Annotated in this window: 22 protein-coding genes and 1 other annotated feature; of the genes, 6 read left to right on the top strand and 16 right to left on the bottom strand. The window is 44.0% G+C overall.

All coding sequences use genetic code 11. The annotated features are described in order from the left end of the window. Nucleotides 1-215: 215 nt before the first annotated feature. The 4 genes from B0H94_RS03160 to yhfH form a co-directional block, all read right to left on the bottom strand. Nucleotides 216-788 carry an adaptor protein MecA gene (locus B0H94_RS03160; RefSeq protein ID WP_106587796.1) on the bottom strand — a complete coding sequence of 191 codons (573 nt, stop codon included), beginning with the start codon at nucleotides 786-788 and terminating at the stop codon, nucleotides 216-218. A gap of 97 nt (nucleotides 789-885) precedes the next feature. Beyond that, nucleotides 886-1806: a MerR family transcriptional regulator gene (locus B0H94_RS03155; RefSeq protein ID WP_106587795.1), complete on the bottom strand. Its 921-nt coding sequence runs from the start codon at nucleotides 1804-1806 to the stop codon at nucleotides 886-888. 57 nt (nucleotides 1807-1863) lie between these two features. Further along, nucleotides 1864-2661 carry a metallophosphoesterase gene (locus B0H94_RS03150; protein ID WP_106587794.1) on the bottom strand — a complete coding sequence of 266 codons (798 nt, stop codon included), beginning with the start codon at nucleotides 2659-2661 and terminating at the stop codon, nucleotides 1864-1866. A 68-nt stretch (nucleotides 2662-2729) separates the two neighbouring features. Next, on the bottom strand, nucleotides 2730-2858 hold the full coding sequence (yhfH, locus tag B0H94_RS03145) for a protein YhfH (RefSeq protein WP_106587793.1): 129 nt from the start codon (nucleotides 2856-2858) through the stop codon (nucleotides 2730-2732). Between the two features lie 200 nt (nucleotides 2859-3058). Here yhfH and B0H94_RS03140 point away from each other — a divergent pair, with 200 nt between their 5' ends. Both B0H94_RS03140 and B0H94_RS14960 read left to right on the top strand, forming a co-directional pair. Further along, nucleotides 3059-3274 carry a hypothetical protein gene (locus tag B0H94_RS03140; protein ID WP_106587792.1) on the top strand — a complete coding sequence of 72 codons (216 nt, stop codon included), beginning with the start codon at nucleotides 3059-3061 and terminating at the stop codon, nucleotides 3272-3274. Between the two features lie 804 nt (nucleotides 3275-4078). Then, on the top strand, nucleotides 4079-4291 hold the full coding sequence (locus tag B0H94_RS14960; RefSeq protein ID WP_146139903.1) for a hypothetical protein: 213 nt from the start codon (nucleotides 4079-4081) through the stop codon (nucleotides 4289-4291). Nucleotides 4292-4353: 62 nt separating this feature from the next. Here B0H94_RS14960 and B0H94_RS03135 read toward each other — a convergent pair whose 3' ends face one another. The 3 genes from B0H94_RS03135 to B0H94_RS03125 are packed head-to-tail and all read right to left on the bottom strand — an operon-like array spanning nucleotide 4354 to nucleotide 7200. Beyond that, nucleotides 4354-4587 (bottom strand): hypothetical protein, encoded by a 234-nt coding sequence (locus B0H94_RS03135; protein ID WP_106587791.1) that lies wholly within the window; start codon nucleotides 4585-4587, stop codon nucleotides 4354-4356. Continuing rightward, nucleotides 4580-6124 (bottom strand): RecQ family ATP-dependent DNA helicase, encoded by a 1545-nt coding sequence (locus B0H94_RS03130; RefSeq protein WP_106587790.1) that lies wholly within the window; start codon nucleotides 6122-6124, stop codon nucleotides 4580-4582. The genes B0H94_RS03135 and B0H94_RS03130 overlap by 8 nt, the downstream gene beginning before the upstream one ends. A gap of 2 nt (nucleotides 6125-6126) precedes the next feature. Continuing rightward, on the bottom strand, nucleotides 6127-7200 hold the full coding sequence (locus B0H94_RS03125) for a YpbB family protein (protein WP_106587789.1): 1074 nt from the start codon (nucleotides 7198-7200) through the stop codon (nucleotides 6127-6129). Nucleotides 7201-7471: 271 nt separating this feature from the next. Here B0H94_RS03125 and B0H94_RS03120 point away from each other — a divergent pair, with 271 nt between their 5' ends. Both B0H94_RS03120 and B0H94_RS03115 read left to right on the top strand, forming a co-directional pair. Next, entirely contained in the window at nucleotides 7472-7720 is a 249-nt protein-coding gene (locus tag B0H94_RS03120) for a ferredoxin (RefSeq protein ID WP_106587788.1), read from the top strand. Between the two features lie 64 nt (nucleotides 7721-7784). Continuing rightward, nucleotides 7785-8276, top strand: coding sequence for an inorganic diphosphatase (locus B0H94_RS03115; protein ID WP_106587787.1), 492 nt, complete (start codon nucleotides 7785-7787; stop codon nucleotides 8274-8276). 526 nt (nucleotides 8277-8802) lie between these two features. Here the strand turns inward: B0H94_RS03115 and B0H94_RS03110 are convergent. Next, complete coding sequence (locus tag B0H94_RS03110) at nucleotides 8803-9837, bottom strand: M14 family metallopeptidase (RefSeq protein ID WP_106587786.1); 1035 nt, start codon at nucleotides 9835-9837, stop codon at nucleotides 8803-8805. 112 nt (nucleotides 9838-9949) lie between these two features. Further along, nucleotides 9950-10172: a binding site (T-box leader), on the top strand. A gap of 146 nt (nucleotides 10173-10318) precedes the next feature. Between B0H94_RS03110 and serA the strand changes: the two genes are divergently transcribed. Further along, complete coding sequence (gene serA, locus B0H94_RS03105; protein WP_106587963.1) at nucleotides 10319-11890, top strand: phosphoglycerate dehydrogenase; 1572 nt, start codon at nucleotides 10319-10321, stop codon at nucleotides 11888-11890. Nucleotides 11891-12590: 700 nt separating this feature from the next. Next, a complete protein-coding gene (gene htpG, locus B0H94_RS03100) occupies nucleotides 12591-14471 on the top strand; it encodes a molecular chaperone HtpG (protein WP_106587785.1) in 1881 nt (626 codons plus the stop codon). 17 nt (nucleotides 14472-14488) lie between these two features. Here htpG and B0H94_RS03095 read toward each other — a convergent pair whose 3' ends face one another. From B0H94_RS03095 to B0H94_RS03060, 8 genes are all read right to left on the bottom strand, one after another. Next, nucleotides 14489-14932: a helix-turn-helix domain-containing protein gene (locus B0H94_RS03095; RefSeq protein WP_106587784.1), complete on the bottom strand. Its 444-nt coding sequence runs from the start codon at nucleotides 14930-14932 to the stop codon at nucleotides 14489-14491. A gap of 71 nt (nucleotides 14933-15003) precedes the next feature. Then, nucleotides 15004-16101 (bottom strand): Ger(x)C family spore germination protein, encoded by a 1098-nt coding sequence (locus B0H94_RS03090; protein ID WP_106587783.1) that lies wholly within the window; start codon nucleotides 16099-16101, stop codon nucleotides 15004-15006. Continuing rightward, nucleotides 16088-17194, bottom strand: a complete 1107-nt coding sequence (locus tag B0H94_RS03085; RefSeq protein WP_181315230.1) for a GerAB/ArcD/ProY family transporter — start codon at nucleotides 17192-17194, stop codon at nucleotides 16088-16090. Before B0H94_RS03085 ends, B0H94_RS03090 begins: the two co-directional genes overlap by 14 nt. Nucleotides 17195-17208: 14 nt before the next feature. After that, on the bottom strand, nucleotides 17209-18729 hold the full coding sequence (locus tag B0H94_RS03080; RefSeq protein ID WP_106587781.1) for a spore germination protein: 1521 nt from the start codon (nucleotides 18727-18729) through the stop codon (nucleotides 17209-17211). A 114-nt stretch (nucleotides 18730-18843) separates the two neighbouring features. Then, complete coding sequence (locus B0H94_RS03075; protein WP_106587780.1) at nucleotides 18844-19434, bottom strand: cob(I)yrinic acid a,c-diamide adenosyltransferase; 591 nt, start codon at nucleotides 19432-19434, stop codon at nucleotides 18844-18846. A gap of 21 nt (nucleotides 19435-19455) precedes the next feature. Further along, on the bottom strand, nucleotides 19456-20184 hold the full coding sequence (locus B0H94_RS03070) for a class I SAM-dependent methyltransferase (RefSeq protein WP_106587779.1): 729 nt from the start codon (nucleotides 20182-20184) through the stop codon (nucleotides 19456-19458). Beyond that, entirely contained in the window at nucleotides 20181-21983 is a 1803-nt protein-coding gene (locus B0H94_RS03065; protein WP_106587778.1) for an ATP-binding protein, read from the bottom strand. Before B0H94_RS03065 ends, B0H94_RS03070 begins: the two co-directional genes overlap by 4 nt. Next, the gene (locus B0H94_RS03060) at nucleotides 21983-22702 is read right to left on the bottom strand and encodes a response regulator transcription factor (protein ID WP_106587777.1); all 720 of its coding nucleotides are present in this window, start codon (nucleotides 22700-22702) and stop codon (nucleotides 21983-21985) included. The genes B0H94_RS03065 and B0H94_RS03060 overlap by 1 nt, the downstream gene beginning before the upstream one ends. Between the last annotated feature and the right edge of the window lie 85 nt (nucleotides 22703-22787).

Below are 22787 nucleotides of genomic sequence, written 5' to 3'. Positions count from 1 at the left end.
TTTTACTGCTTCATCGTAAGAGCAGCTGACGCCTTGGTACGTGTAATTGATCCCTTATCATCACCTACTATAAAGAAAAGTGTTCACTTTTTCTACACACATGTTTGAAAAAGGGACAAGATGTTTTAAAGTCACAATCTTTTTAACAGTTTAAGGCAAAAAAAGACCTTCGCCGCGCGTGCGAAAGTCCTGCTGTTTGAATGCCCTATACGGCTTTAAAAAAACGTGGTATACAGCTGGTGCACAGCATATTCCTGCATCAACTGCTTGCCATGTTCTTTTAACAGAACAGGTGAAACAGGCGATGCTTCTCCATATTCAGACGTTAAGGCGATAAAACGATCAAGTGCGACCGGGATTTCAAGACGTTTTGGAAAGTATAAATAAAACATTTGATCTTTAGAATACAACCTCCCACCGCGGATTCCAATGGGATAAAGACTTTGACAAGCCCCGAGCACATCTTCAAATGTTTCAAATTGAAACATAATATCGTGCCGTTCATCAACCATAATATCCATTTCGATATAATCTTCATCGGCATCTTCAACTGGTGCCTTTGAAATATGAACCACCATACCTTGAGCCGGCAGTGCATAAACTTCTACCGACAAAGAGCGGTCCGCTTGAAACCCGAGCTGTTCCGCTTCGAGCACCATGTCTCGAAACAGTTCATGAACGTTCGGCCGATCAAACCATAAATCCTCTTTTTTTAATCCACGCTCTTTTAAATCATCGAAAGTTAAAAACACCTTCACTTGATCTGAGCTGATCTGCTCTAAACGCATCAACTGCCTCCTTTCTCCACAACCCCCTGATTCAAACCTTACAAATTCTCATATCACAATATATTCAACAGCGGATGCTGTCGTGAAGCAAAAAGGCTTACTTCTTTTTTAAATGAACTTTCAATAAATCATTAACCCAGCGCTCCCATTCTTCTTTCGTTCGTCCAATTACGAAGGGAGCCAACCGGCTGCTTACAGTTGCTTGCTGATTTAAGCCATATCCTCCGATTGCAAATGTAACATTAGGGTTTTTCTGCTCTATTTCTTCGATCATCTTCTCCATACGTCGGATATTTCCCTGCATCGTACAGGTGGTTAGCACAACATCAACCCCGGCTTCTTTTACAGCAGATGCAACATCGCTAGGCGGAACCCCCTGCCCGAGATAAATGATCTGCATCCCTTTCTGCTTTAAAAAGATCGAAAACATGAGCAGACCAAGTTCATGTTCTTCACCCGGGGCACACACCGCCATAACTTTTGGCAAATACGGCTGCGGAATTTGCGCCTGCAGCATTGTACCAAGTTTAACGTGTAAAAAGTATGAAGCAAAATGTTCATGAGCGATCGTGATTTTCCCTTCTTCCCAAAGCGCCCCGACATTAACCATAACAGCACCGAGAATTTCGGTAATCACTTTATCTACAGTAAATAAACTAAAGGCTTGATTTAAACATTTTTGAGCTTCATCTTCTTGAAAATGAAGCAGTGCAAAAAGCAGATCGTCTGCTATTCGGGCTGTTTGATCTTCAGGACTTTGCTGGACTTCAGAAACATATGAAATGTTATCTGCTTCTAACAAATCAACAGCTTGACCAATTGTAAAACCCCGATTCACTTTATCAGCAAGCCAGCGTAAAATTGCGACGTGCTCATCTGAATATAAACGGTGTCCAGCATCGTTTCTTACTGGATCAATAATATCGTAACGCCGCTCCCACGCCCTTAACGTCCCAGGTGGAATCCCAAGCATATGAGAGACGGCTTTAATGTTATATTTACCTTCGGCCGTTGACATCAGTCTCCCCCGATCGACTTTTCTTTTAGTATAGAGGAGAGAACGAGTCGTGTAAAATCACAACTCATGGGAAATTTCAATGACATGCATTTCTGCAGGGGCATTGAAACGCACCGGCAGTTTTGTAGTACCAACACCATTTGAAATTAAAAGCTTTGCTCGACCGCAGTTGTACAACCCGCCCTTCCGCTTAAGCCCGATTTTCCCCAGGCGAATCTGGCCGCCGTGCGTATGACCGGCAAGTAAAAGATCGGCTCCGCTGCCCTTTTGTTGATACGCTTCAGCACGCACAGGGTCATGCGCTACAATAACATGGTACAACTTACTGCACCTTTGCATATCTGAAATTTCTGTCGTATAACTTAATCCTGTGAGCTTAACCTGCCCTTTTAAATAGATGGTTTCATTTTCTAACAAATGCACACCTGCATCAGTTACGAGTTTATGTAAAAATGACCTGCCCCGTTTCATATCATGATTACCGGTTACCACATAGACCGGACCTACCTGCGACAAACGGTTCATGTTCGTTACAACACGGCTAAAAGGAGTCGAAACTTCAGCTAAATCCCCACCAATAATAACCCCATCAACCGGAGGCAGCTTTGCGAGCATTCGTTTTGACAAACGCCGGTTATGAAGATCAGATAAAAACAACACCCGCACCACGTCGGTATGACCGTTTCCAAATTGATGATAACGTACACGGCAGTGCCGCGTTTCATAAGCGACCCAGCCCACGGCAATGATACTTAAAGCGAAGAGTCCTATCGCTACATTCATATCAGCGCCCCATTCCCAACGAAAAATCATACATATTTTATCATAACTGATTAAACGTTGAACATGGATCATCGTGTTTACACCCTTTGTTATGTAACAGATGAAACAAATAACGAAAAAAAGCAGCCTCGGTGGCTGCTTTACAAGTTTTTATGCGCGCAGGTTTCACAATCATCAATGTAAGATTCTGCCTGCTCTTTCATTTTGCTTCCACAGCTTCTGCACCGTTTTGGCGGGAGTTCACGGAAAAACTTCATTGCTGGTTCCATCGTTTATTCCCCTTTCGCTTTGTGTTAATAACATTGTATTATAACAGTTGATAAAAAGTCAACTTATTTTACAACAAAAATTTAAAAATATTTCTGTCAATTTATGAACGCGCAAGATATTTGATTCTTTGTGGAATTGCCGGGCTTTACATCTTTCTATATAATGGAGAAAAAGATTAACGTTGTAAGGAAGATGCAGCATGGACTTAACCGTATTTTTATTGGGAACAGCTTCGTTTGGTGTTGGTTTTGTTACACTTCTCGTCCTATTATTAAAGAAGAAAAAATTAACAATCTCATTCGTTTTTATGGGTATAGGGGTCTTCCTTTGTTTTCTCGGTTTACTTCTTGCCGCACCCACTGAAGACGACCCAGAAGACTACGACTTCACGCTGAAAGAAATTCAACACACATAACAAAACCAGCTTGTATAGTAAAGCTGGTTCCAGCGTGTAGACAAACTTTTAAGAAAAATAAAGGCTGACGTCGCTTTTCGGCGGACGCTTGCACCCGGAGGGCACAAGTTCGACATCGGTTTGATCTGCGCTAACGCTTGATTTCAACGTGTCTTCTTAACCTCTTGTAACACCTCAACTTCCTCGGCAGAACATCACTGCCTGCGGGATTTTCGCTCGTACTGTTCGATGCTCCTCAGCCTTGCGTTATTTAACCGTTATGAATTGTAAAGATCTTTTCGACCAAGCAGCAATAGCTACATAAATCCGCTTCATCATGATGCTCCATGAATAAGCAAACGAACCCTATACATCCGAAATGCTAGATGATCTTTAAATTGACAAGTGACCGATGCGAATGACGGCGACTCCCAGAGGATCAAGCGCAGGCTGAAGATCCACTTGTTCGATTGGTAATCAAATCGAACAAGTTAGCTGAAGCCAAGCCCTCGGGAAAGCGTCCGTCTGAAGCGAAGGTCACGTTCATGGTTCAGTTTTTAAGTGGAGCCCGCGGTTCGGAGCAATAAGCTGTGCATGAATTTTAAATTTTGTACTTTGTCGACAGTCTGAAATCCGCTTGTATAACAACCCTCGTTCACTGACCTTCTCAATCTGTTCTAAATCAACTTCATAATGAGGAAATTCATTCGTTCTAAACAAACAGGAATTTTTTAGGTTTAAACATAAGAGTTTCTCATTGAATTTTCACAAAATATTCAGTAAAATAAAAATATATCCTGTTTGAATGATGAACGGAGGGATGCCATGCATACGAAAAAATTAAAACACCAGTCCCTCGTACGAGACGAAGAACTTGGCACGCATTATCAATGGGGGCTGCCTGTTGAGGTTTATTGCCTGCAAACGTTTCAGTCTAAGGCTTTTGGAAGACCACAAGCCTACTCTGCGCTGCATATCACAATTCAAGGAAAGTGTTATCCGCGTAGAAACATTCTTTTGTTCGGGTGTGTGCGTTGATCCTTTTATTTACTTAGATCAACGCACACACCCTGCAGCACCCTTCATCATGATGGCTTCTTTTACAACCACATTCGCCAGACAGGAAACGCTAAAGTAAGTATGACAAACAAAATAAACAAAACGAGAAAAAACCGAACAAACGGAAGGCTCCAACGCACTTTCGTTTTTTTTCTGCCTTGATGCACTTCACGACGCGGAGGAAGTTGATCTACTTCAGTTTTCTGCTTCGTTTTTTGCACTTGCCGGCGCAGTGAGGCGGCCTGATCTTTCGTTTCGTATCGTTCTTCACTCATGACCAAAACCTCCTTTTTCATTCGAACGTTTGTCAGGCAGTAACAATTTTTGCAACCGGCCCTGCCAGCTCAAATCTTCGCGATCCCTTACTTTTTCACTTCCAGGTGGCCAGACAGCCAAGCAGTGATCACAACAAATTGAAGCATCCTGCAGCACCGTCTCCTCGTTAAAGTGGGCAAGCAGTTTTTGGCGCCTGCATCCTGTAAACAATATATAAGCCTTCACCTCTTCAATTTGGGCTTCTTTTTCCTTCCTCCGTTTCATTATCCGATCACTTAACTCGCGAACAACATTTTCAACAGCAGGCCTAGAGAGCTGCTTCATTTCATTTGTTGAATGAAAACACCCTGCTTTAAAGAGCTGATACACAACATAACGCGCCTGCACCTCTGAAAGACCGATCCCTTGAGCCTGCTTTTCCACTTCAGTTAAAAGCGCCCCGTGCAAGGAAGTGTCTTCAAGTAACATGCGTGCTGCTGCTGGCGGAGGAAACTCGCCCAGCATCATATCATGCGGTAAATTCTCATCGCCGGGTGCATACAAAACCACCGCTGCACTATCTTTACCACTTCGTCCGGCACGCCCGATCTCCTGCATATAACTTTCAATATTTGAAGGCATGTGATAATGAATGACAGCTGCGACATCAGGCTTATTGATGCCCATACCAAACGCGCTCGTGCAAATGACAACATCCAATTCATCCGCTAAAAACTGAGCTTGAATATTCTGCCGGTCAGCAGCGTCCATTCCTCCGTGGTAATAAGCCGTCCGGAGGTTCAATGCTTCAGCTGCCCGTTCGGCAAGTGCTTCAGCCCGGCTGCGGCTCATCACATAAACGAGCACCGGGCGTTGAAAATGATGCAGTATCGTAAATAAGCGTGTCTGCTTCTCTTTCTCATCCATCACACTTTCTCCAAACAATCGAATGTTTGTCCGATCCAAGGAAAACAAATGAATCCGGGCGTTTTCTTTCATACGAAGCGCTGTATAAATGTCTTCACGGACCGCTGGCGTAGCAGTAGCGGTTAATGCTAAAACCGGCGGTCTTCCAAAGACTTCAAGCACGTGCCCGAGCATTTGATAGTCCGGACGAAACTCATGGCCCCACTGTGAAATGCAGTGGGCCTCATCTACAGCAACAAACGATAACTTTTGATGTTTCAAGAGACGCTGCATCCACGGCTGCGACAACATTTCCGGCGATAAATATAATAGCTTTAAACTTTCAATTGCATGAAGCCGGACTTTTCGTTCTTGTTGGGATAAACCACTGTGTAAACAGACCGCCTGCTTCATACGAAAAGCACGCAGTTCCTGCACCTGATCCTCCATTAAAGCAATTAACGGTGAGACAATGATTGCAAGCCCATCAGACAGCAGCGCAGGAAGCTGGTATAACAACGATTTTCCGCCACCCGTCGGGAGCACTGCGAGACAGTCACGTCCGTGCATGACATCTTCAATAATGGCTTTTTGACCCGGCCGAAAGTTCTCAAAACCAAAAAATCGGTGCAGTCCTTCTTCAAGTGACATTCTCACCGCTTCATCTCCTCTCCTGTTGATAATGCAAGCCGCAGCTGAAAATAGCTCACTACCTGCCCGGACGCCTCAATCGCTTCTTTGACCGCTCGCAGCTTTTTCGTTTCTAAGTCATTCACCGTCTGCCGGACATGTTCAACAATTTGTGGAGACACATATTCATATAAAGGAAAATCATCTGCTTCCCCGGCAATCTCTACGAAATGGTCCTCAACCGTTCCATTTTTCAAACCACGATGTGCTGAAATTTCTGTTAAATTCATTCCTTTTTGTAGCAGCCGATACGTTTGTGATGCCGAATAAGTCAGCCGGGGCTGCGCTAAAATATCAGCGGCAAGTGAAGCAAGTAAAGGATAGTCTCCAGGGTCTTTCGTTAACGTTTGGAGAATAAAGTGCAAAGCATTCAGCCATTCGATTTTCACCCTTTCTTCTTCAAGATTAAGCGAGACCGCAAGCTGCCCGAGCGTACGTCCTGACATTCCCAAGCCACTTAACCTGCCCGCAGCTGACGCTGCAGAAGAAGCCGGCAGCTCTTGAAGCATTCGTTCCAACTCGCTGTACAAATTCGCTGCGAGTTCTTGATATGTAGAGCGCTGCCCTTTAAGCCATGCCTTGATATACTGCTGAACTTGTGCGGACCCTTCCGCCGGACGAAAGCTTGTCTCTTTGGCAGCTAAATGAGAGAGCGTATGTACAGCTAAATGGAGGCGAGGCCAAAAAGCGCGAGAGCCTGCTGCAAAGCGCCATCCGTTAACAGCAGCAGGAAAAGGCTGATCTTTTTGATACATTTGAAGCTGTGCCCGACCGGCAGGTGTAACGCTGTACATCCCTTCTTCCTCAAGTGCAAGCCAACCGGTTTTTAGAGCGGCATCAATCTCAGTGTAAAATGCAGCTTCACGCCAATGCGGATAGATGTGAAACCAGTGATCAAGATGAAACCAACGTGCATCCTGCAACGTTTGTGCAGAGCGTTTGCCGGTGACGATATGATAAACGGAGCGCGGTGTTCGAAATGTCTCAACTTTTTCGAGCATGTGAAGGAGGAGCATGGAACTAAAGCGGGTCTGCATGACGGGCACATCCTTTTTCGCGGGGGTTCGAACAGTTTTTTTAAGTTTATCATGACCGGGGATACAAAAAAAGACTGAAGCACCAGCGTTACAATCTTATAGAAAATGACGTTTAAAGCTTAATTTTACCGGATATCACATGAAAAACGAGAGGAATTCAAAATGGCACTGTTGAAAAGTTGCAGTTTTCGGCATACAATATGACTGAGAACGAAAAGAACTACACCTGCAGCCCAGGTTGATTTAACTGCTTAACAGGAGGTATTAAAAAATGGCGAAATATACAATTGTCGACAAGGATACGTGCATCGCCTGCGGCGCGTGCGGTGCAGCAGCGCCGGATATTTACGACTATGATGATGAAGGTCTGGCTGAAGTGATCCTTGATGATAACAAAGGAACAGTTGAAGTGCCGGATGACCTGCTCGAAGACATGGAAGATGCTTTTGAAGGTTGTCCAACAGACTCCATCAAAATTGCAGACGAACCGTTTGACGGTGACGCACTAAAATTCGAATAGACGCTCGCAAAAGCCCGTTTTCAAGGCGGGCTTTTCGGATGTACATACTGAAGGAGGAAGCAAAATGGCTGAAAACAAAATTGTAGATGCAATTGTAGAAATCCCAACAGGCTCTCAAAACAAATACGAATTTGACAAAGAAAAAGGCGCTTACGTTCTTGATCGGGTTCTCTTTTCTCCAATGTTCTACCCAGCAGAATACGGCTACTTAGACAAAACACTCGCTCTGGACGAAGATCCACTTGATATTCTTGTACTTGTCAATAACCCAACGTTCCCAGGCTGCATGATCGAATCCCGTGTGATTGGTTATTTAAACATGGTGGATGATGGCGAAGAAGATCAAAAACTGCTCGCTGTACCGACAGAAGACCCGCGCTTTGAGAATGTAACTTCGTTAAATGATATTCCTCAGCATAAGCTTGAAGAGGTTGCTCATTTCTTTAAGACGTACAAAGACTTGGAAAATAAAACAACTGAAATTGGTGCTTGGGAAGATGCAGAAGCTGCCGCAAAGCTTGTTGAAGACTGCATTGACCGTTACAACAACCAATAGTAAAAAGGCCTCCAATTTTTGGAGGCTTTTTTACGCAGCGGGTATACAAACTTTTAAATAAAGCGGGGGCTAACGTCGCTTTTTCGGCGGACGCTTGCCCCAGGCACGGCCTCAACTTCCTCGGCAGAAAGTCACTGCCTGCGGGATTTTCGGCTCGCGCTGTTCCTGGTGGCGTCGCCGCCGATGCTTGTCAGCCTTGCGTTATTTAATGATCATGAATTGTAGAGATCTTTTTGATCAAGCGATATCTACATGAATCAATTCTTAATGACGCTTCATAAGCAATCAAACGAACAATAAAATTGGAAATGATTGATAATGCGCAAATTTAAAAGTAACCGATACGAAAGACGGCGACTTCCTGAGGATGGCCCAGCGGCAAAGCAGACACGACAAAATCAAGCGTTAGCGCTGATTGAGTCGATGTCCCAATTGTGCCATTGGTGAAAGCAAGTATATTTACCATGCCTATCATTTTAATCATATCTTATGGGACAGCCCCTTTTACGTACAGACGTCTAAAAGCTTATTCTTCATTTGCAAGCTGTAGTGCTTCATAAACGAGCCGTCTGCCGTGGATCCACATGTTCGGAAAAGCCGCAAACGGAAGCGGGTTCTCTCCACGACCCATTTCAATCGTAAATCCCGGCTTCTCAAACCGGTCAATAAACCAATCTTTAAAGCCTGCATAACTATCTGCCTGACGGATCGGCCGGTAAGCACTCGCCTGAGCGAGCCTTACCGCCCATGATGCACTTTCTGCCGGCTCTTTCTGCCGATACCCCCAAAAAATTTCTTCACCTTGGGAGTGAAAAGCAAGCACTGCATCCGGCTGAATCTCTTCCACCCATTGATACACTGCTCTTGTTTCAGGCTCCGTTAATGGTGCCTTTCCACCGTAATGCTTCGGTGCTGCCGACTGAGGGCTTGTATAAGCTTCACGCTTCCACCCTGCCGGCCATTGATGATTTAAATCCACACCGCGTATGTTCGCCGTCCAGTGATCAAAAAACGGTACGCCGTCATTGATCGAAAGAACTTCGTTTTTGTATGGATGACCGGGATACACCCCTTCCTGCACGAGTTGAATGCCATCTGGGTTTACCATTGGCAGAACTGAAACCTCTACACCATCATAAGTGCTCTCGTTTTTAAGCAGGTCTTCAATCATCCGAATAAGAAAAAGGGATGTGTGCCATTCATTTGCGTGCCATCCCGCGCTAAGAAAAATTTTTTTGTTTCCTTGACCGAGCTTGATCAACTCAAGCGGCCAGCCCAGGACAGATGCGCCGATGGACTCTGTACGAACGTTAGCGTATTCCTTGTTCTGTAAGTTTTGCATCCATATCTTTAATTCACGCGGACCGAACTCTTCTACGCATTCATAAGGGGCCGCTGTACGCTTTCGCCCACGCTTTGGCGGCTTCAGTTTTTCTCCTGGGATTAAGTATCCTGGTGTGCGAAGTTCAAGTTCTTCGTTTTCATCCAACCAAGCATTCACCGTCGTTCCGTAAAAAACGGCGAGCTTAGCCAGCGTGTCACCATGCTGCACCGTATACATGGAACCCCCCCTTTTGAGACCCTATGAGAAAAATCTCTTTGACATGACTTTTAACATTGACACCTGTACTGCAGTATGATAAATTATCAGACAATAACAATATGCTGTCAGCATAAAAGTGATGAGGAAGATGTTTTCTTTTCTCCGCTTCTAACAGAGAGCCGGTGGCTGCTGTAAACCGGCAGAAGTTGAATTGAAACGAGCACTTCTGAACTGATTTTCTGAAATAAGATGTAAGAAAATCCGGCTGAACCGTTATCCTGTAAGCGCAACGCTTTCTTGAGGCAGCTCCAGCTGCAAAACGAGGGTGGTACCGCGGGAACCCCGCCCCTCACGAGTTCAACTCGTGAGGGGCGTTTTTATGAAACGCTTTCATATATATGCGTTTTTTAGACAAAGATGAGTTGAGAAGGAGTGGAGTCGTATGATGCAGGTGAATGCAAACCCTACAACGAACAAAACCGAAGGAGCCGATCAAGCGATGTATAACATTTTAGTTTCCGACCCAGTTAGCGAAAAAGGTCTTGCCCCACTTGTAGGTGATGATAATTTAAACGTCACCATGGAGAATGCGGCAAATGCAGGTGATCTTTCGCAATACGACGCACTGATCGTACGCAGTCAGACGACCGTTGATGCAGCTCTGCTTGAACAGCTAACAAATGTCAAAATTATTGCAAGAGCCGGTGTCGGCACAGATAATATTGATGTGGATAAAGCGACAGAGCAAGGCATTGTCGTTGTAAATGCACCTGATGGTAACACCATCTCTACAGCAGAGCATACATTTGCTATGTTAATGGCAGCGAGCCGCAACATTCCACAGGCAAACGCTTCAATTAAAAATGAAGAATGGAACCGTAAAGCATTTCAAGGCCGCGAATTGCGCCATAAAACGCTAGGTATCGTCGGATTCGGTCGGATCGGCGCTGAATTATCCAAACGTGCGAAAGCATTTGAAATGGATTTACTCGTTTATGATCCATTCTTAACAAAGGCTCGGGCGGAAAAGCTTGGGGTTGAAAGTGTAGAACTTGATGAAGTGCTCAAACAAGCAGACTACATCACAGTACACACTCCACTGACAAAAGATACACAAGGTCTGCTCGGCATGGAGAACATCGGTAAAACGAAACCGGGTGTCTTCTTGTTAAACTGCGCCCGCGGCGGGATCGTTGATGAGGAAGCTTTAAAGCATTACTTGGATAACGAACACATCAGCGGCGCAGCCCTTGATGTGTTTGAAGAAGAGCCTGTGACAAATACTGAACTCGCCTGCCACCCTAACGTCATTGCAACCCCGCACATCGCAGCTTCAACGCAGGAAGCGCAGATGAACGTGGCCGTGCAGGTAGCTGAAGAAGTACGCAACTTCTTAAATGGACAGCCGGCACTGAACTCCATTAACTTACCAGCAATGTCAAAAGAGCGCTATGCAGAAGTTCAACCGTTTTACGACTTAACGCGTAAGATGGGTAATATTTTGTCCCAGTGCATGAAGTCACCAGCGCAAGAAATCGAAGTGAATTACGGCGGTGATGTAGCAGACGTTGAAACATCCATCTTAACGAGAAGCTTAGTTGCCGGATTTTTAGGATCGCGGATTGATGCACCAGTCAACGATGTAAATGCTTCCTTGACTGCAAAAGAGCGCGGAATCACATACGGCGAAAAACAGCTGCACAACGCCTACGGTTACGCTAACATCGTTCATGCTGTTGTTCACGGTGATCACGGTTCCTTCTCACTACAAGGTACGTATGTGAAAGAATACGGACCGCGCATCGTCAATATTAATGGCTTTAATGTTGATTTCTTCCCGACAGGTCACTTAATTTATATTCAACACAGCGATCAACCCGGCGTGATCGGAAAAATGGGTCAGCTTCTCGGTGAAGAAGGTGTCAACATTGCAACAATGCAGGTTGGACGGCAGACTGAAGGCGGCGACGCGATTATGATGCTTGCCGTCGACCGCGAGCCAACCGAGCACGTCGTTCAAGTGCTTACCTCAATTGACGAAATTTATAAAGCCGACAAAATTGAAGTATAATACTGAATCCCCGCGGTTCAGACTGTCGACAAAGTAAAAAAAACCGAAAAATGAACGTAACCGGAACGAAAGCGGACGCTTTCCCGAGGGCTTGGCTTCAGCTAACTTGTTCGATTTGATGGTCAATCGAACAAGTGGATCTTCAGCCTGCGCTTAATCCTCTGGGAGTCGCCGTCTTTCGTTTCGGTCACTTTTACATTTAAGATCATCTATTATTTCCAATGTATAGGGTTCGTTTGCTTATTTATGAAGCATTATGTTGAAACGGATGTGGCTTTTGTCTTAATCAAAAAGATCTTTACAATTCATTACGATCAAATGACGCAATCCTGATGTGCCTCGGCGACACCTACTTAGAACAACGAGTGAGAAAATCCCGCAAAGCAGCAGTTGTCTGCCAAAGAAGTTGAGGCGGTACAAGAGGCTAAGAAAACACGGTGAGATTAAGCGTTAGCATAGATCAAACCGATGTCGCACTTTCTCCCTCCGGCTGAAAGCGTCCGCCGAAAAGCGACATCAACCTCCGCTTTTCTTAAAAGTTTGTCTATACGTAAAATCCCCGCTGTTATTTGGCGGGGATTTTTTCATATTAATTGACATCAAAAGTGTTTCACGTACAATATAGAATTGAACAGTTTAGCAGTCTTCTGTTACGAGTGCTAAACGAAACATCAATGAAACAGTTGAAGGAGTGACGGACATGGAAACAAAAACGTTTCAAGCTGAGTCGAAACGACTGCTCGAGCTCATGGTGAATGCGATTTATTCGCAGAAAGAAGTATTCTTGCGCGAACTTATTTCAAACGCAAGTGATGCTATCGACAAAATGTATTATCAAGCTTTAACAGATGATGCTGTCACGTTCGACCCTGAAGACTACTTTATCAAAATCGAAACCGATGAAACGAACAGAACGTTAACCATTCGTGATACAGGAATCGGGATGACAAAAGAAGAACTTGAAACCAACCTCGGTACCATTGCTGAAAGTGGTTCACTTGCCTTCAAAAATGAGAACGAAATTGAAGATGGCCACGACATCATCGGCCAGTTTGGTGTCGGCTTTTACTCTGCATTTATGGTCGCACAAAAAGTTGTTGTGGAAACGCAGAGCTATCACGCTGACGAAGCTTACCGCTGGGAGTCAGAAGGTGTAGAAGGCTATACAATTGAACCTATCTCAAATCGGGAAACCGGCACAACCATTACCATCTACTTAAAAGAAAATCATGAAGATGAAGCATTTGATGAGTTTTTAGAAGAAGACCGACTTCGCAGCATCATTAAAAAATACTCAGATTTTATCCGCTATCCAATTAAATTGGACGTCACTGTGCAGCATGCAGCTGAAGATGATGAGGGTGAAACCGTAGAAGCGGTCGAAGAGAAGACCATTAACAACATGATCCCGATCTGGAAGAAAAACAAAAGCGAATTAACGGATGAAGATTATACAAACTTTTATCATGAAAAACGTTACGGCTTTGATACGCCAGTCAAACACATGCACATTAATGTTGACGGCACGATTCGTTATAACGCCATTCTTTATATACCAGGCCAAGTGCCGTTTGATTTCTATACAAATGAGTACGAACGAGGACTTGAGCTATACTCCAACGGCGTTTTAATTATGGAAAAATGCAGTGACCTTCTCCCTGAATATTTCGGGTTTGTCAAAGGGATGGTCGACTCTGAAGACTTATCGCTTAACATCTCAAGAGAAATCTTGCAGCAGGACCGACAGCTGCAGACAATCGCTAAAAATATTAAAACGAAAATTAAAAACGAACTTAAGCAAATGCTTAAGAATGAACGTGAAGCTTATGAAGCAATGTTCAAGCAGTTCGGTACACAATTGAAATACGGAGTTTATACTGACTTTGGTCAAAATCAAGCGGATTTAAAAGACTTGATCATGTTCTACTCTTCTCGTGATGAGTCGCTTATCACCTTGCAGGAATACGTTGAACGGATGCCTGAAGACCAGCCTTACATTTACTATGCTGCCGGTGATTCGATCGACAAGGTGAAAAAGACACCACAGGCAGAGCGCGTGCTTGATCACGGCTACGAGCTGCTTTATTTAACTGAACAAGTGGACGAGTTTGCCATAAAAATGCTCGGTTCGTTCGAGGATAAAGAGTTCCGCAGTGTTGCCGGCGGTGATCTTGGGTTAAGCGAAACGGAGGAAGATTCGTCAGCAGAGCAGGAGACGAAGGAAAACGAAACTTTGTTTACCGCTATGAAAGAAGCTCTTAACGGCAGCGTAACCGATGTTCGTGCTTCCAAACGTTTGAAATCTCATCCTGTCTGCTTAACAGCTGAAGGTGACATTTCAATTGAAATGGAAAAGACACTGCAGGCGATGCCTGAAAACCAAGGCATTCAAGCAGATAAAGCGTTAGAGATTAACGCTGATCATGACGTTTTTGCGAAATTGAAAGATGCTCATGACAACGGTGAAAATGAACAGGTACAACTTTATACAAACGTATTATACAATCAAGCGCGTTTAATTGAGGGGCTCCCGCTTGAAGACCCGGTTGCCTTCAGCAACAACGTCGCAAAGTTGTTCTAATATTAACAAGCGCCGGTTTATATACCGGCGCTTGTTTCATATAAACTATATTCAAGCTGAGCAGGCGGCCAAACATATTCAAGCACTAAAGCAATTTGACTGCTTTCAGGCTGCAATAAAAACCCCCGCCCTTTTTCTGTTAGCTGATAATACTTGCCGTCGCTTTGAAGCCATCCTTCTTCAGCAGCTACTTGATGAAAAAATTCATACAGCTGCACATCTGAAGGCTTTGCCCGTTGATTGGGAAGCATTTTTACACCAAAGGCAGCTTCAATCCCCACCCAAAACCGCCGGTGCAGCAAACCATCACCATCGTGACGTATGGTGTCGTGACGTGAAATCTTATACAATACACTTACAAAAAAACGTCCGAGCCACGCCTCTTCCTCCCGCGCTTGTTGGTTCAACCACTGTAAAAGCCCAGCAGGAACATTCACATGATAAGCACCCGTATTGCACATACGCACACGCCTTTCATTGATATTCCACCTTCATTCTACCACAAAAACTGACATAACTCCGGTTGAAAGTTTTATTCAATGGCACCTGTTTGGATCACCTGCATTTTAACATCAACATCAAAATTAAAATTTTCATAAAGGGTATCATAATACATCTCTGCATTCCAATCGCGGGTTTGGCTTCGGTATTTTTCCCCAAAACCGATTGGATCGACCCCCTTTTCCTGTAAGGTTTTCACAAGGTTCTCCATGTCGTCTTTCACTTCCCGTTTCACCGTTTTTTCAATCGCAGAAATCAACTTAGGTTCATCTGTATTTGTTTCTCCAGTAAAATCGGTTAATACACCCTTTAGATCAAGTGAAATTTCATAATGCGTTCCGTCTTCATTTACCTTGATCCTTCTCTTTGAATCAATTTGGTCGATAAGTGCTTGTCCGGAAAAAGGACCTTCTTCAATATTAAAAATCTGGGTCCCTTCTTTTGACCCACTTAAAAGCAATTTTAATAAAAACGATTCTTTTAAATCGAGCGTATGAACAAGCTTACCTTTCCCACTTGTAAGTACACCGATGCCTTGAACAGCCGGATGATCATCTATCGTTGTCATTAATGGAAGTACTGGGTCACGGCCATCACTATACAACGTAAACAAAAAACGGTGCAGATCTGTATGAGGAATATTTTCATGCTCCTGATTTTGATCAATCATTTCTGAAATCATAACGCCGGCACGTTCTTTATCCCTGTCACGAATGGTCTCAATGACATCTTTCGTATTCACATCAAATATCGCTAAGTTTAACCGATAACCAATTAATGGATCACGGTAGAGCGGCTCTACGATGTGTTCTAAACCTTTTTCAGCGTAATCATCTTCAATAATCACTGTTCGGATCTGCCCGTAGCTAACCGGTCGTTGTGACCGCATATTTAAAAGTGTTTTTGCTTCTTTCAATGTACTTGAAGTTGTGCTTAACGCTTTCGTTTCCATCAAACTTTCCTCACCTTGTTCTAAAAACACAGGGAAAGTAACCGTTTTTTCAAAACCATCCTCTCCTGCATCATCTACAGCAATTGTTTGAACTAAAGCAATTTGATCTATAATTTCAGTGTGGACACACGAAGTTAATATAAGTAAAAAAACGAGAACGCACTTAGTTCGTTTCATTTCTGCGCCCTCCTTTTAACCACCGTTTTAATTGATGAATGATGAATAAAAACGGCAAGTAACCAATTAAGATATAAAGGCCGAACGTCGAAACGGCATTGTTAAATGTTTCAATACCTTGTCGATCCGCGAAAAATGTTGGAAGCGTGGCGAAAATCGGCAGCATAACGTATAAAGCGGTGCGTTGTCGAATTGAAAAAATTCGCTTCACCCCTCGTGAGGATGCCCATAAACATAATGCAATATTAGGGGTGACAACGATCAACCAAAGAAATAACCCGACGTATTCAAACCGTTCAATAAACGGAAACTCAACAATTTTTAACATCGTTAACGTCGGCCAGATTAACCGTTCTATTTGCATTTCACTATAAAAAAGTAAGCTGACAACCATCACACTAAAATATATATAAACTGTCGCTGCGTGACCCATCTGCGCCCATTTATGTGATAAGCGCGCACGTTCAATGAATGGATAAGCCATTAATAATAATTCTGGTCCTATATAAGCTAGAATGGTTTCTTTAGCCCCTAAGGCCACCTCTTGAAAGTTATGTTGAAGAATTGGTAAAATGTTGTTAATTTCGGCATACTCGAGCGGAAGATACAAAATGATAAACAATCCGGATGGAAACAACACACCAAACACACACAAACCGGCAACTAAGCGAAAACCACCATTTAACGCAAACCAGAAAAAAACCGCTGCCAGTACGCTTAGCACCCACGTTTGTAAATCGTAAAACACCCAGACTTGCAGCACTTCAATAAAGGTACGTAAAATAACAACAGCTACAACAAAAAAATATATCATTAATATTAGTGACAACGCATTACCGATCAAGCTTCCAAACAATAACTTGTGAATCGTAACAATATCTGCTTCGTACGTATTTAAAATTATATACATCAACCAAATTGAAACACTCACTCCAACTCCCGCAAACAGCACGGACATCCACGCATCATAACCACTTGCTTCCATGACCACGCGCTGAAATCCGAGCACCCCAACCCCGATCTGCATAGCGTGAACAAGAAAAAACGCACTAAATGGGGGCGTTTGTACATACTTCGGTGGTTGACTGCTCATCATTTCAGCTCCTCTCATTGATAAAACTCATCAATATCAGGTGATTTCTGTCCTTGACGTTTATGCTTTTGCGGCCCACGAAACCGGCGTTTTGGGCGGGTGTATTGCGGGCGGTCTTTGAAGAAACTAAACGGCAGGCGCAGCACTGCATCTTTCCAATCAGTAAGCCGAAGTGGAAAAAACGGCTCTAAATAAGGCCGGCCGAGCGAGGTTAATTTCATTAAATGAATAACTGTAAACATTAACGTTACAGCGAGTCCAATTAATCCCATAAAAGCTGTAGCAAGAATGAACGGAAAACGAAGAATACGAATCGTGTTACCCATTTGGTATACAGGCGTGGTGAATGAAGCAAGGGCTGCAAGCGCAACTACAATTAACAAAATATTGCTCGTTAAACCGGCTTCAACTGAAGCCTGCCCGATAACAATCCCACCTACAATGCCGATCGTTTGACCAACTTTTGACGGGAGTCTGGCACCAGCCTCGCGCAGCAATTCAATTGTAAATTCTAGAAAAAGCGCCTCTATTACAGGAGGAAAAGGAATATTCGAACGAGATGCGACAAGTGTTGCAAGTAAATCTTTCGGGATCATTTCGTAATGGTACGTGAGAACAGCGACATAAATCGGTGTAGCTAAAATGGAAAAGGCTACCGCCCCAAACCGCAGAAAACGAATAAACGTTGCTACATACCAAGGCAGGTAGTAATCCTCTAAAGACGAAAAAAATTCCAAAAGTGTTGCAGGTGCCGTTACAGCTTCCGGTGAACCTTCACTTATAAATGCAATTTTCCCCTCAACTAATATTGCTGCCACCCGGTCAGGCCTCTCTGTGTTCACAAACTGCGGAAACAACGTAAGTGTCTTATCTTGAATCATTTGAGCCAGCTGGTTTGTATCCTGGATATGGTCATAAGTCACATCTTGCAGCCGCTGGCGCACTGTTTGTAAGTTTTCTTCGTTTACGACCCCTTTTAAATAAATAATGGCAACATCAGTCTGTGTCGTCGTTCCAACACGCATCTTTTCGACTTGAAGCTCTGCTACTGGAAGTCGTTTACGAATTAAAAATAAATTTGTATCAAGCCCCTCAACAAAACTTTCTTGAGGTCCTGCTACGCTGAATTCAACTTCCGGTACATTGATTTCTCGTTCATGTTCAACTTTTGCCGGGCAAAGCCATCCACTGTTTTCACCGTTATGCCTGCGAATGAAAATATAGCCTCGTGCTAAGTGATCCAATATCCGATCTTTGTCCTGCATGTATTGAGATTCTGCGGTCCAAATCACTTCTGCGGCTTCGTTCCAGTTCGTGTTACCTGCTAACTTTAGCGGAGCTATCACTTGTTCGGATAATGTTTTCTTATCTATTAAAGGATCGTAATACGAGAGCACAAATGAGCCGTGGTTTGTTTCAACGACATACTGTTCAAAATCACCACTCGCCTTTTTCAATTTTTCAAGGTGTTCTGCAAGCGTTTTGTCTGTCTTTTTTTCACCTTTGTTGCGGTAAAACCAGCGTCTCACATCCATCAGCTCCGCATAACGTTTTTATATAGTGTGACAGACTGAAAAACAAACTATGCGCTTTACACATAAAAAACCTGCCCGCTATGCGGACAGGTCGTTCACTTTCACTTTTTTGATTTATTTTTCGTTATCTGTTGACGACTTTTTCGACGTATGAAAAACGACAGCACTGCGTTCATATTCGACATCTTTGACATTTTGACGCGCATTTACAATGCGGGCCGCTGCAAAGAAGTAATCTGACAGACGATTTAAATACTTCATCACTTCTAAATTTGTCTCTTCTTCTTTTAAGAGGGCGGTAACAATTCGCTCAGCACGTCTTGCAATGGTCCGGCTCGCATGTAGATGTGCGCTTGCTTTTGAGCCTCCCGGCAAAATAAACCTTTCAAGTGCCGGAGCTTCTTCCGTGTACGCATCAATTCGTTTTTCAAGCGCTTCAATCATTTCGGGGGTAACTTTTTCCGGTACCCCATCTTTAATTGTAGCAAGATCACTTCCGCAGTCAAACAGTTCATGTTGAATGTTGATCAGTTCCTGCGCCACATCCGGAGTCAATTCAACGTCGAGTTCAGCCGCTGCTAAACCAACGAAACTATTTAATTCATCCACTGTACCGTAAGCTTCAATGCGGATGTCGTCTTTATCTCGGCGGCCACCGATGATGGATGTCTGTCCGTGATCTCCACCCTTAGTATATAACTTCATATAACCCCTCCTTATTCACTCTTACATTTTCACCGCTGTATAAATTTGTCTCGGTGAGCTGCCAGGATGAAAAGACGTACCTTCATAATTACCGTACACAGCTTGGATTGTAAATCCGGCTGCTTGAAGCATCGATGTTACAGCTGTCTCGTCATACAGCTTAACCCGCTCCATATATTCCCGCCTGCTTTCACCTTCTTGTACAATGATATCCTTAATCACATACCCGTTTTCAACCCGCCGAGATTGCTTTACTTTCATCCCGTCAATCTCCTGCTCATCTTCAGGCACAAGGTTTGCTTTAACGTGAGCTGGATTTAAATAGTCAAACATGAATTGTCCGCCAGGCTTTAAGGCTTGATAGGCATGATGAAACACTTGTTCATTTTCTTCGTCTTCAGTGAAGTAACCAAAACTTGTGAACAAACTAAAGACCGCATCCATTTCGTTTGTAAACGTCGGTTGGCGCATATCTTGACGCCGGTACTGTACTGGAAGATCTACTGTAAGCTCGATAGCTTGTTTTAATAAGGCACTTGATAAATCGACACCTGTAACTTCAAGACCCCGTCTTGCCAGCCAGCGGGCATGTCGACCATTACCGCATGCAAGATCGAGCACTTTCATACCAGGCGTTAATTGCAATGATTCAACGATTGTTTCAAGCTCGCGCGCCGCCTTTTGTTCATCGCGATGTTGATAAATTCGTAAATAATCTTCTTGAAAGCTTTCCTGATACCATGCCTTCATCCTTCGTCCTCGCTTTCTAAACTATGCTGCGCCTGTGCAAGCGGAAGCTGAATTCGAAAAGTAGTGCCTTCACCTACTTTACTGTGCACGGTAATTTCGCCGAAGTGGTGTTCAACAATATTTTTCGCAATTGCAAGGCCCAGTCCTGTCCCGGAGCGACCGCGTGTTCTTGCTTTATCAGCTTTATAAAAGCGCTCAAAAACAAACGGCAGATCTTCTTCTGGAATCCCGTCGCCTGTATCTGTCACTTCCAGACGTACGCCTTCTTGAACCGCTTCTGATTTTACATTGACCGATCCGCCGGCTGCTGTATGACGAAAGGCATTTGAAATTAAGTTCGTCATCACTTGTTCAAGACGATCAGCATCGGCAGTCATCACCGGCGCTTCTGGATCGTGCTCATGGGTTAAATGGATACCTTCTTCTTTTGCCAAGTTGCTGAATTTACGCTCCATTCGACTTAGAAAAGGTACCACTTCAATCTCTTCAATATTTAACTCGTTATGACCTGCTTCCATCCGGGCTAGATCAAGGAGCTCGTTAACAAGACGTCCCATCCGCTGGGACTCATCATAAATAATTCGGCCAAGTTCTTTACGTTCTTCTTCTGAAGCTGCCATATCATCGATAATGGCTTCACTGTAGCCTTGCAGCATCGAGATCGGTGTACGCAGTTCATGACTTACATTTGCAATAAAATCTTTGCGAAGTTTATCGTGCTGTCTTTCTTCTGTCATATCGCGAATGACAGCTACAACACCGCGCACGAAATCTTTGTCATACAGCGGTGTCATAACAATAGCGTAGCTGCGCCCCTGCACGTCAAATTCAAGCGCCTGCTCTTTTTCCTGCGCTACAACTTTTTGAAACAAACGGCGTACATCTTTTGGGATCTCGCTGCTTTCTGTTTCACCGTTTTCAAACCCGTAAGCCTCGATGAAACGATCTGCCGGCGGGTTCGTTACAACGATCGATCCTTTTCGATCTAACGTAATCACGCCATCAGCCATACTTGAAAGAATACGGGAAAGCTGCTCTTTTTCATGGTTCAGCATATTAATATGCCGGTTGAGCTCTCTGCGCATCCGGTTGAAAGCATTGGCAAGCTGTCCGATTTCATCTCGCGTTAAAATTGGTACTTTCGTGTCGAACTTTCCTTCAGCAACTTCAAAAGTTACCTGCCGCATCTGCCGAAGTGGCGCAGTAATTCGTGTTGATAAAAAGAAAGCAAAAAACGTCGTAAGTACAATAGCAATCCCGGCAGAAAGCAGAATAATCTGCTTTGTCTCACTGCGGGTATCTTCTAAGTGCGCAAGCGATTGATATACAAAGACCGGGCCGTAAACGTCTGATGCCGTATCCACATTTGCGCCGACGATTAACACATCCCGTTCATTTGCCCCTTCATCCGAAACGCGCGAAATTGCATGACTTTCCCCAGCAAAAACAGGAGCTAAGTCTTCTTCTGTCGTGAAAGTGTCTGTTGAAAGGCGCACGCCGCTACGATCCATTGTGCCGCTTTCCCAGAACACTTCCCCTTCTTCAAATACGACAACTTTCATATCAAATGAGGCGGCAATGTGTTGAATCGTTGCCAGCCCTTGGGCATTATGGTCATACCCTTCCAAGACTGAAACGATAAGTTCGGCATGATTGGTAAGCTCTTCTTCTGCTTCTGTAATGTGAAAACGCTCAAAAAACTGTACTAAAAGTACGGCCACAATCACAAGAACGACAGAAACTAAAAGTAAGATTGTCATCCAAAGCTTACCAACCACACTTCGAAAGAACCTAAACATTACTCGGTTCCCACCGCACGAAACTTATAACCTACACCCCAAACGGTGGAGATCATCTGGCCGGCTTCTTCCGACACTTGATTCAACTTCTCCCGGAGCCGTTTAATATGCGTGTCCACCGTGCGTAAATCTCCAAAGAAATCATAGTTCCATACATCTTTTAACAGCTGTTCACGTGAGAACACTTTATCCGGTGCCTGTGCCAAATAATGAAGGAGCTCATACTCTTTCGGCGTAAGACCGATCTCTTCGTCCTCAACTAGTACGCGGTGAGCATCATTATCGATGGTTAAGTGCGGAAAGACGAGCACATCTTTCGCATTCGTTTCAGTTTGTAAAAATTTCGTTTCTGATGCACGGCGGAGCAGCGCTTTTACACGAAGAATTACTTCGCGCGGGCTGAATGGCTTTACGATATAGTCATCGGTCCCGGCCTCAAATCCTTGGACGCGGTTCGCTTCTTCTCCTTTTGCTGTCAACATAATGACCGGGGTCGCTTTTGTTTCACGAAGTTCCTCACAAACTTCGACCCCGTCTTTATCCGGCATCATTAAATCAAGAAGAATTAAGTCATAATCAAACTCGAGCGCTTTCTCAAGCGCCTGTTCACCGTTTTCCACCTCATCAACCAAATAACCTTCACGTTCTAAATACATCCGCAGCAGCCGACGGATCCGCTCTTCATCATCTACGACTAAAATATGTGCTTGTTCCGACATTGCTCTACCTCCTACTCCAATGTAAATCGTCCCTTATTTTAGTTTTGAGTATAACACGCAGACATCCGGCTATAAACGAAACTGC

Origin of the sequence: Salsuginibacillus halophilus (genome assembly GCF_003014715.1) — a bacterium.
Classification (GTDB): Bacteria; Bacillota; Bacilli; order Bacillales; family Marinococcaceae; genus Salsuginibacillus; species Salsuginibacillus halophilus.
The sequence above is the reverse complement of the archived record's forward strand: the minus strand, read 5'-3'. Positions and strand labels throughout refer to the sequence as shown.

Bases quoted from the DNA above. Each gene is read 5' to 3' on its own strand.
- yhfH (WP_106587793.1), bottom strand. From the start codon at position 2,858: ATGGAACCAGCAATGAAGTTTTTCCGTGAACTCCCGCCAAAACGGTGC.
- B0H94_RS03160 (WP_106587796.1), bottom strand. From the start codon at position 788: ATGCGTTTAGAGCAGATCAGCTCAGATCAAGTGAAGGTGTTTTTAACT.
- B0H94_RS03140 (WP_106587792.1), top strand. From the start codon at position 3,059: ATGGACTTAACCGTATTTTTATTGGGAACAGCTTCGTTTGGTGTTGGT.
- B0H94_RS03060 (WP_106587777.1), bottom strand. From the start codon at position 22,702: ATGTCGGAACAAGCACATATTTTAGTCGTAGATGATGAAGAGCGGATC.
- B0H94_RS03080 (WP_106587781.1), bottom strand. From the start codon at position 18,729: ATGGATGTGAGACGCTGGTTTTACCGCAACAAAGGTGAAAAAAAGACA.
- htpG (WP_106587785.1), top strand. From the start codon at position 12,591: ATGGAAACAAAAACGTTTCAAGCTGAGTCGAAACGACTGCTCGAGCTC.
- B0H94_RS03095 (WP_106587784.1), bottom strand. From the start codon at position 14,932: ATGTGCAATACGGGTGCTTATCATGTGAATGTTCCTGCTGGGCTTTTA.
- B0H94_RS03115 (WP_106587787.1), top strand. From the start codon at position 7,785: ATGGCTGAAAACAAAATTGTAGATGCAATTGTAGAAATCCCAACAGGC.
- B0H94_RS03075 (WP_106587780.1), bottom strand. From the start codon at position 19,434: ATGAAGTTATATACTAAGGGTGGAGATCACGGACAGACATCCATCATC.
- B0H94_RS03150 (WP_106587794.1), bottom strand. From the start codon at position 2,661: ATGATCCATGTTCAACGTTTAATCAGTTATGATAAAATATGTATGATT.
- B0H94_RS03110 (WP_106587786.1), bottom strand. From the start codon at position 9,837: ATGTATACGGTGCAGCATGGTGACACGCTGGCTAAGCTCGCCGTTTTT.
- B0H94_RS03155 (WP_106587795.1), bottom strand. From the start codon at position 1,806: ATGTCAACGGCCGAAGGTAAATATAACATTAAAGCCGTCTCTCATATG.
- B0H94_RS03135 (WP_106587791.1), bottom strand. From the start codon at position 4,587: ATGAGTGAAGAACGATACGAAACGAAAGATCAGGCCGCCTCACTGCGC.
- B0H94_RS03070 (WP_106587779.1), bottom strand. From the start codon at position 20,184: ATGAAGGCATGGTATCAGGAAAGCTTTCAAGAAGATTATTTACGAATT.
- B0H94_RS03065 (WP_106587778.1), bottom strand. From the start codon at position 21,983: ATGTTTAGGTTCTTTCGAAGTGTGGTTGGTAAGCTTTGGATGACAATC.
- B0H94_RS14960 (WP_146139903.1), top strand. From the start codon at position 4,079: ATGCATACGAAAAAATTAAAACACCAGTCCCTCGTACGAGACGAAGAA.
- B0H94_RS03085 (WP_181315230.1), bottom strand. From the start codon at position 17,194: ATGAGCAGTCAACCACCGAAGTATGTACAAACGCCCCCATTTAGTGCG.
- B0H94_RS03125 (WP_106587789.1), bottom strand. From the start codon at position 7,200: ATGCAGACCCGCTTTAGTTCCATGCTCCTCCTTCACATGCTCGAAAAA.
- B0H94_RS03120 (WP_106587788.1), top strand. From the start codon at position 7,472: ATGGCGAAATATACAATTGTCGACAAGGATACGTGCATCGCCTGCGGC.
- serA (WP_106587963.1), top strand. From the start codon at position 10,319: ATGTATAACATTTTAGTTTCCGACCCAGTTAGCGAAAAAGGTCTTGCC.
- B0H94_RS03130 (WP_106587790.1), bottom strand. From the start codon at position 6,124: ATGTCACTTGAAGAAGGACTGCACCGATTTTTTGGTTTTGAGAACTTT.
- B0H94_RS03090 (WP_106587783.1), bottom strand. From the start codon at position 16,101: ATGAAACGAACTAAGTGCGTTCTCGTTTTTTTACTTATATTAACTTCG.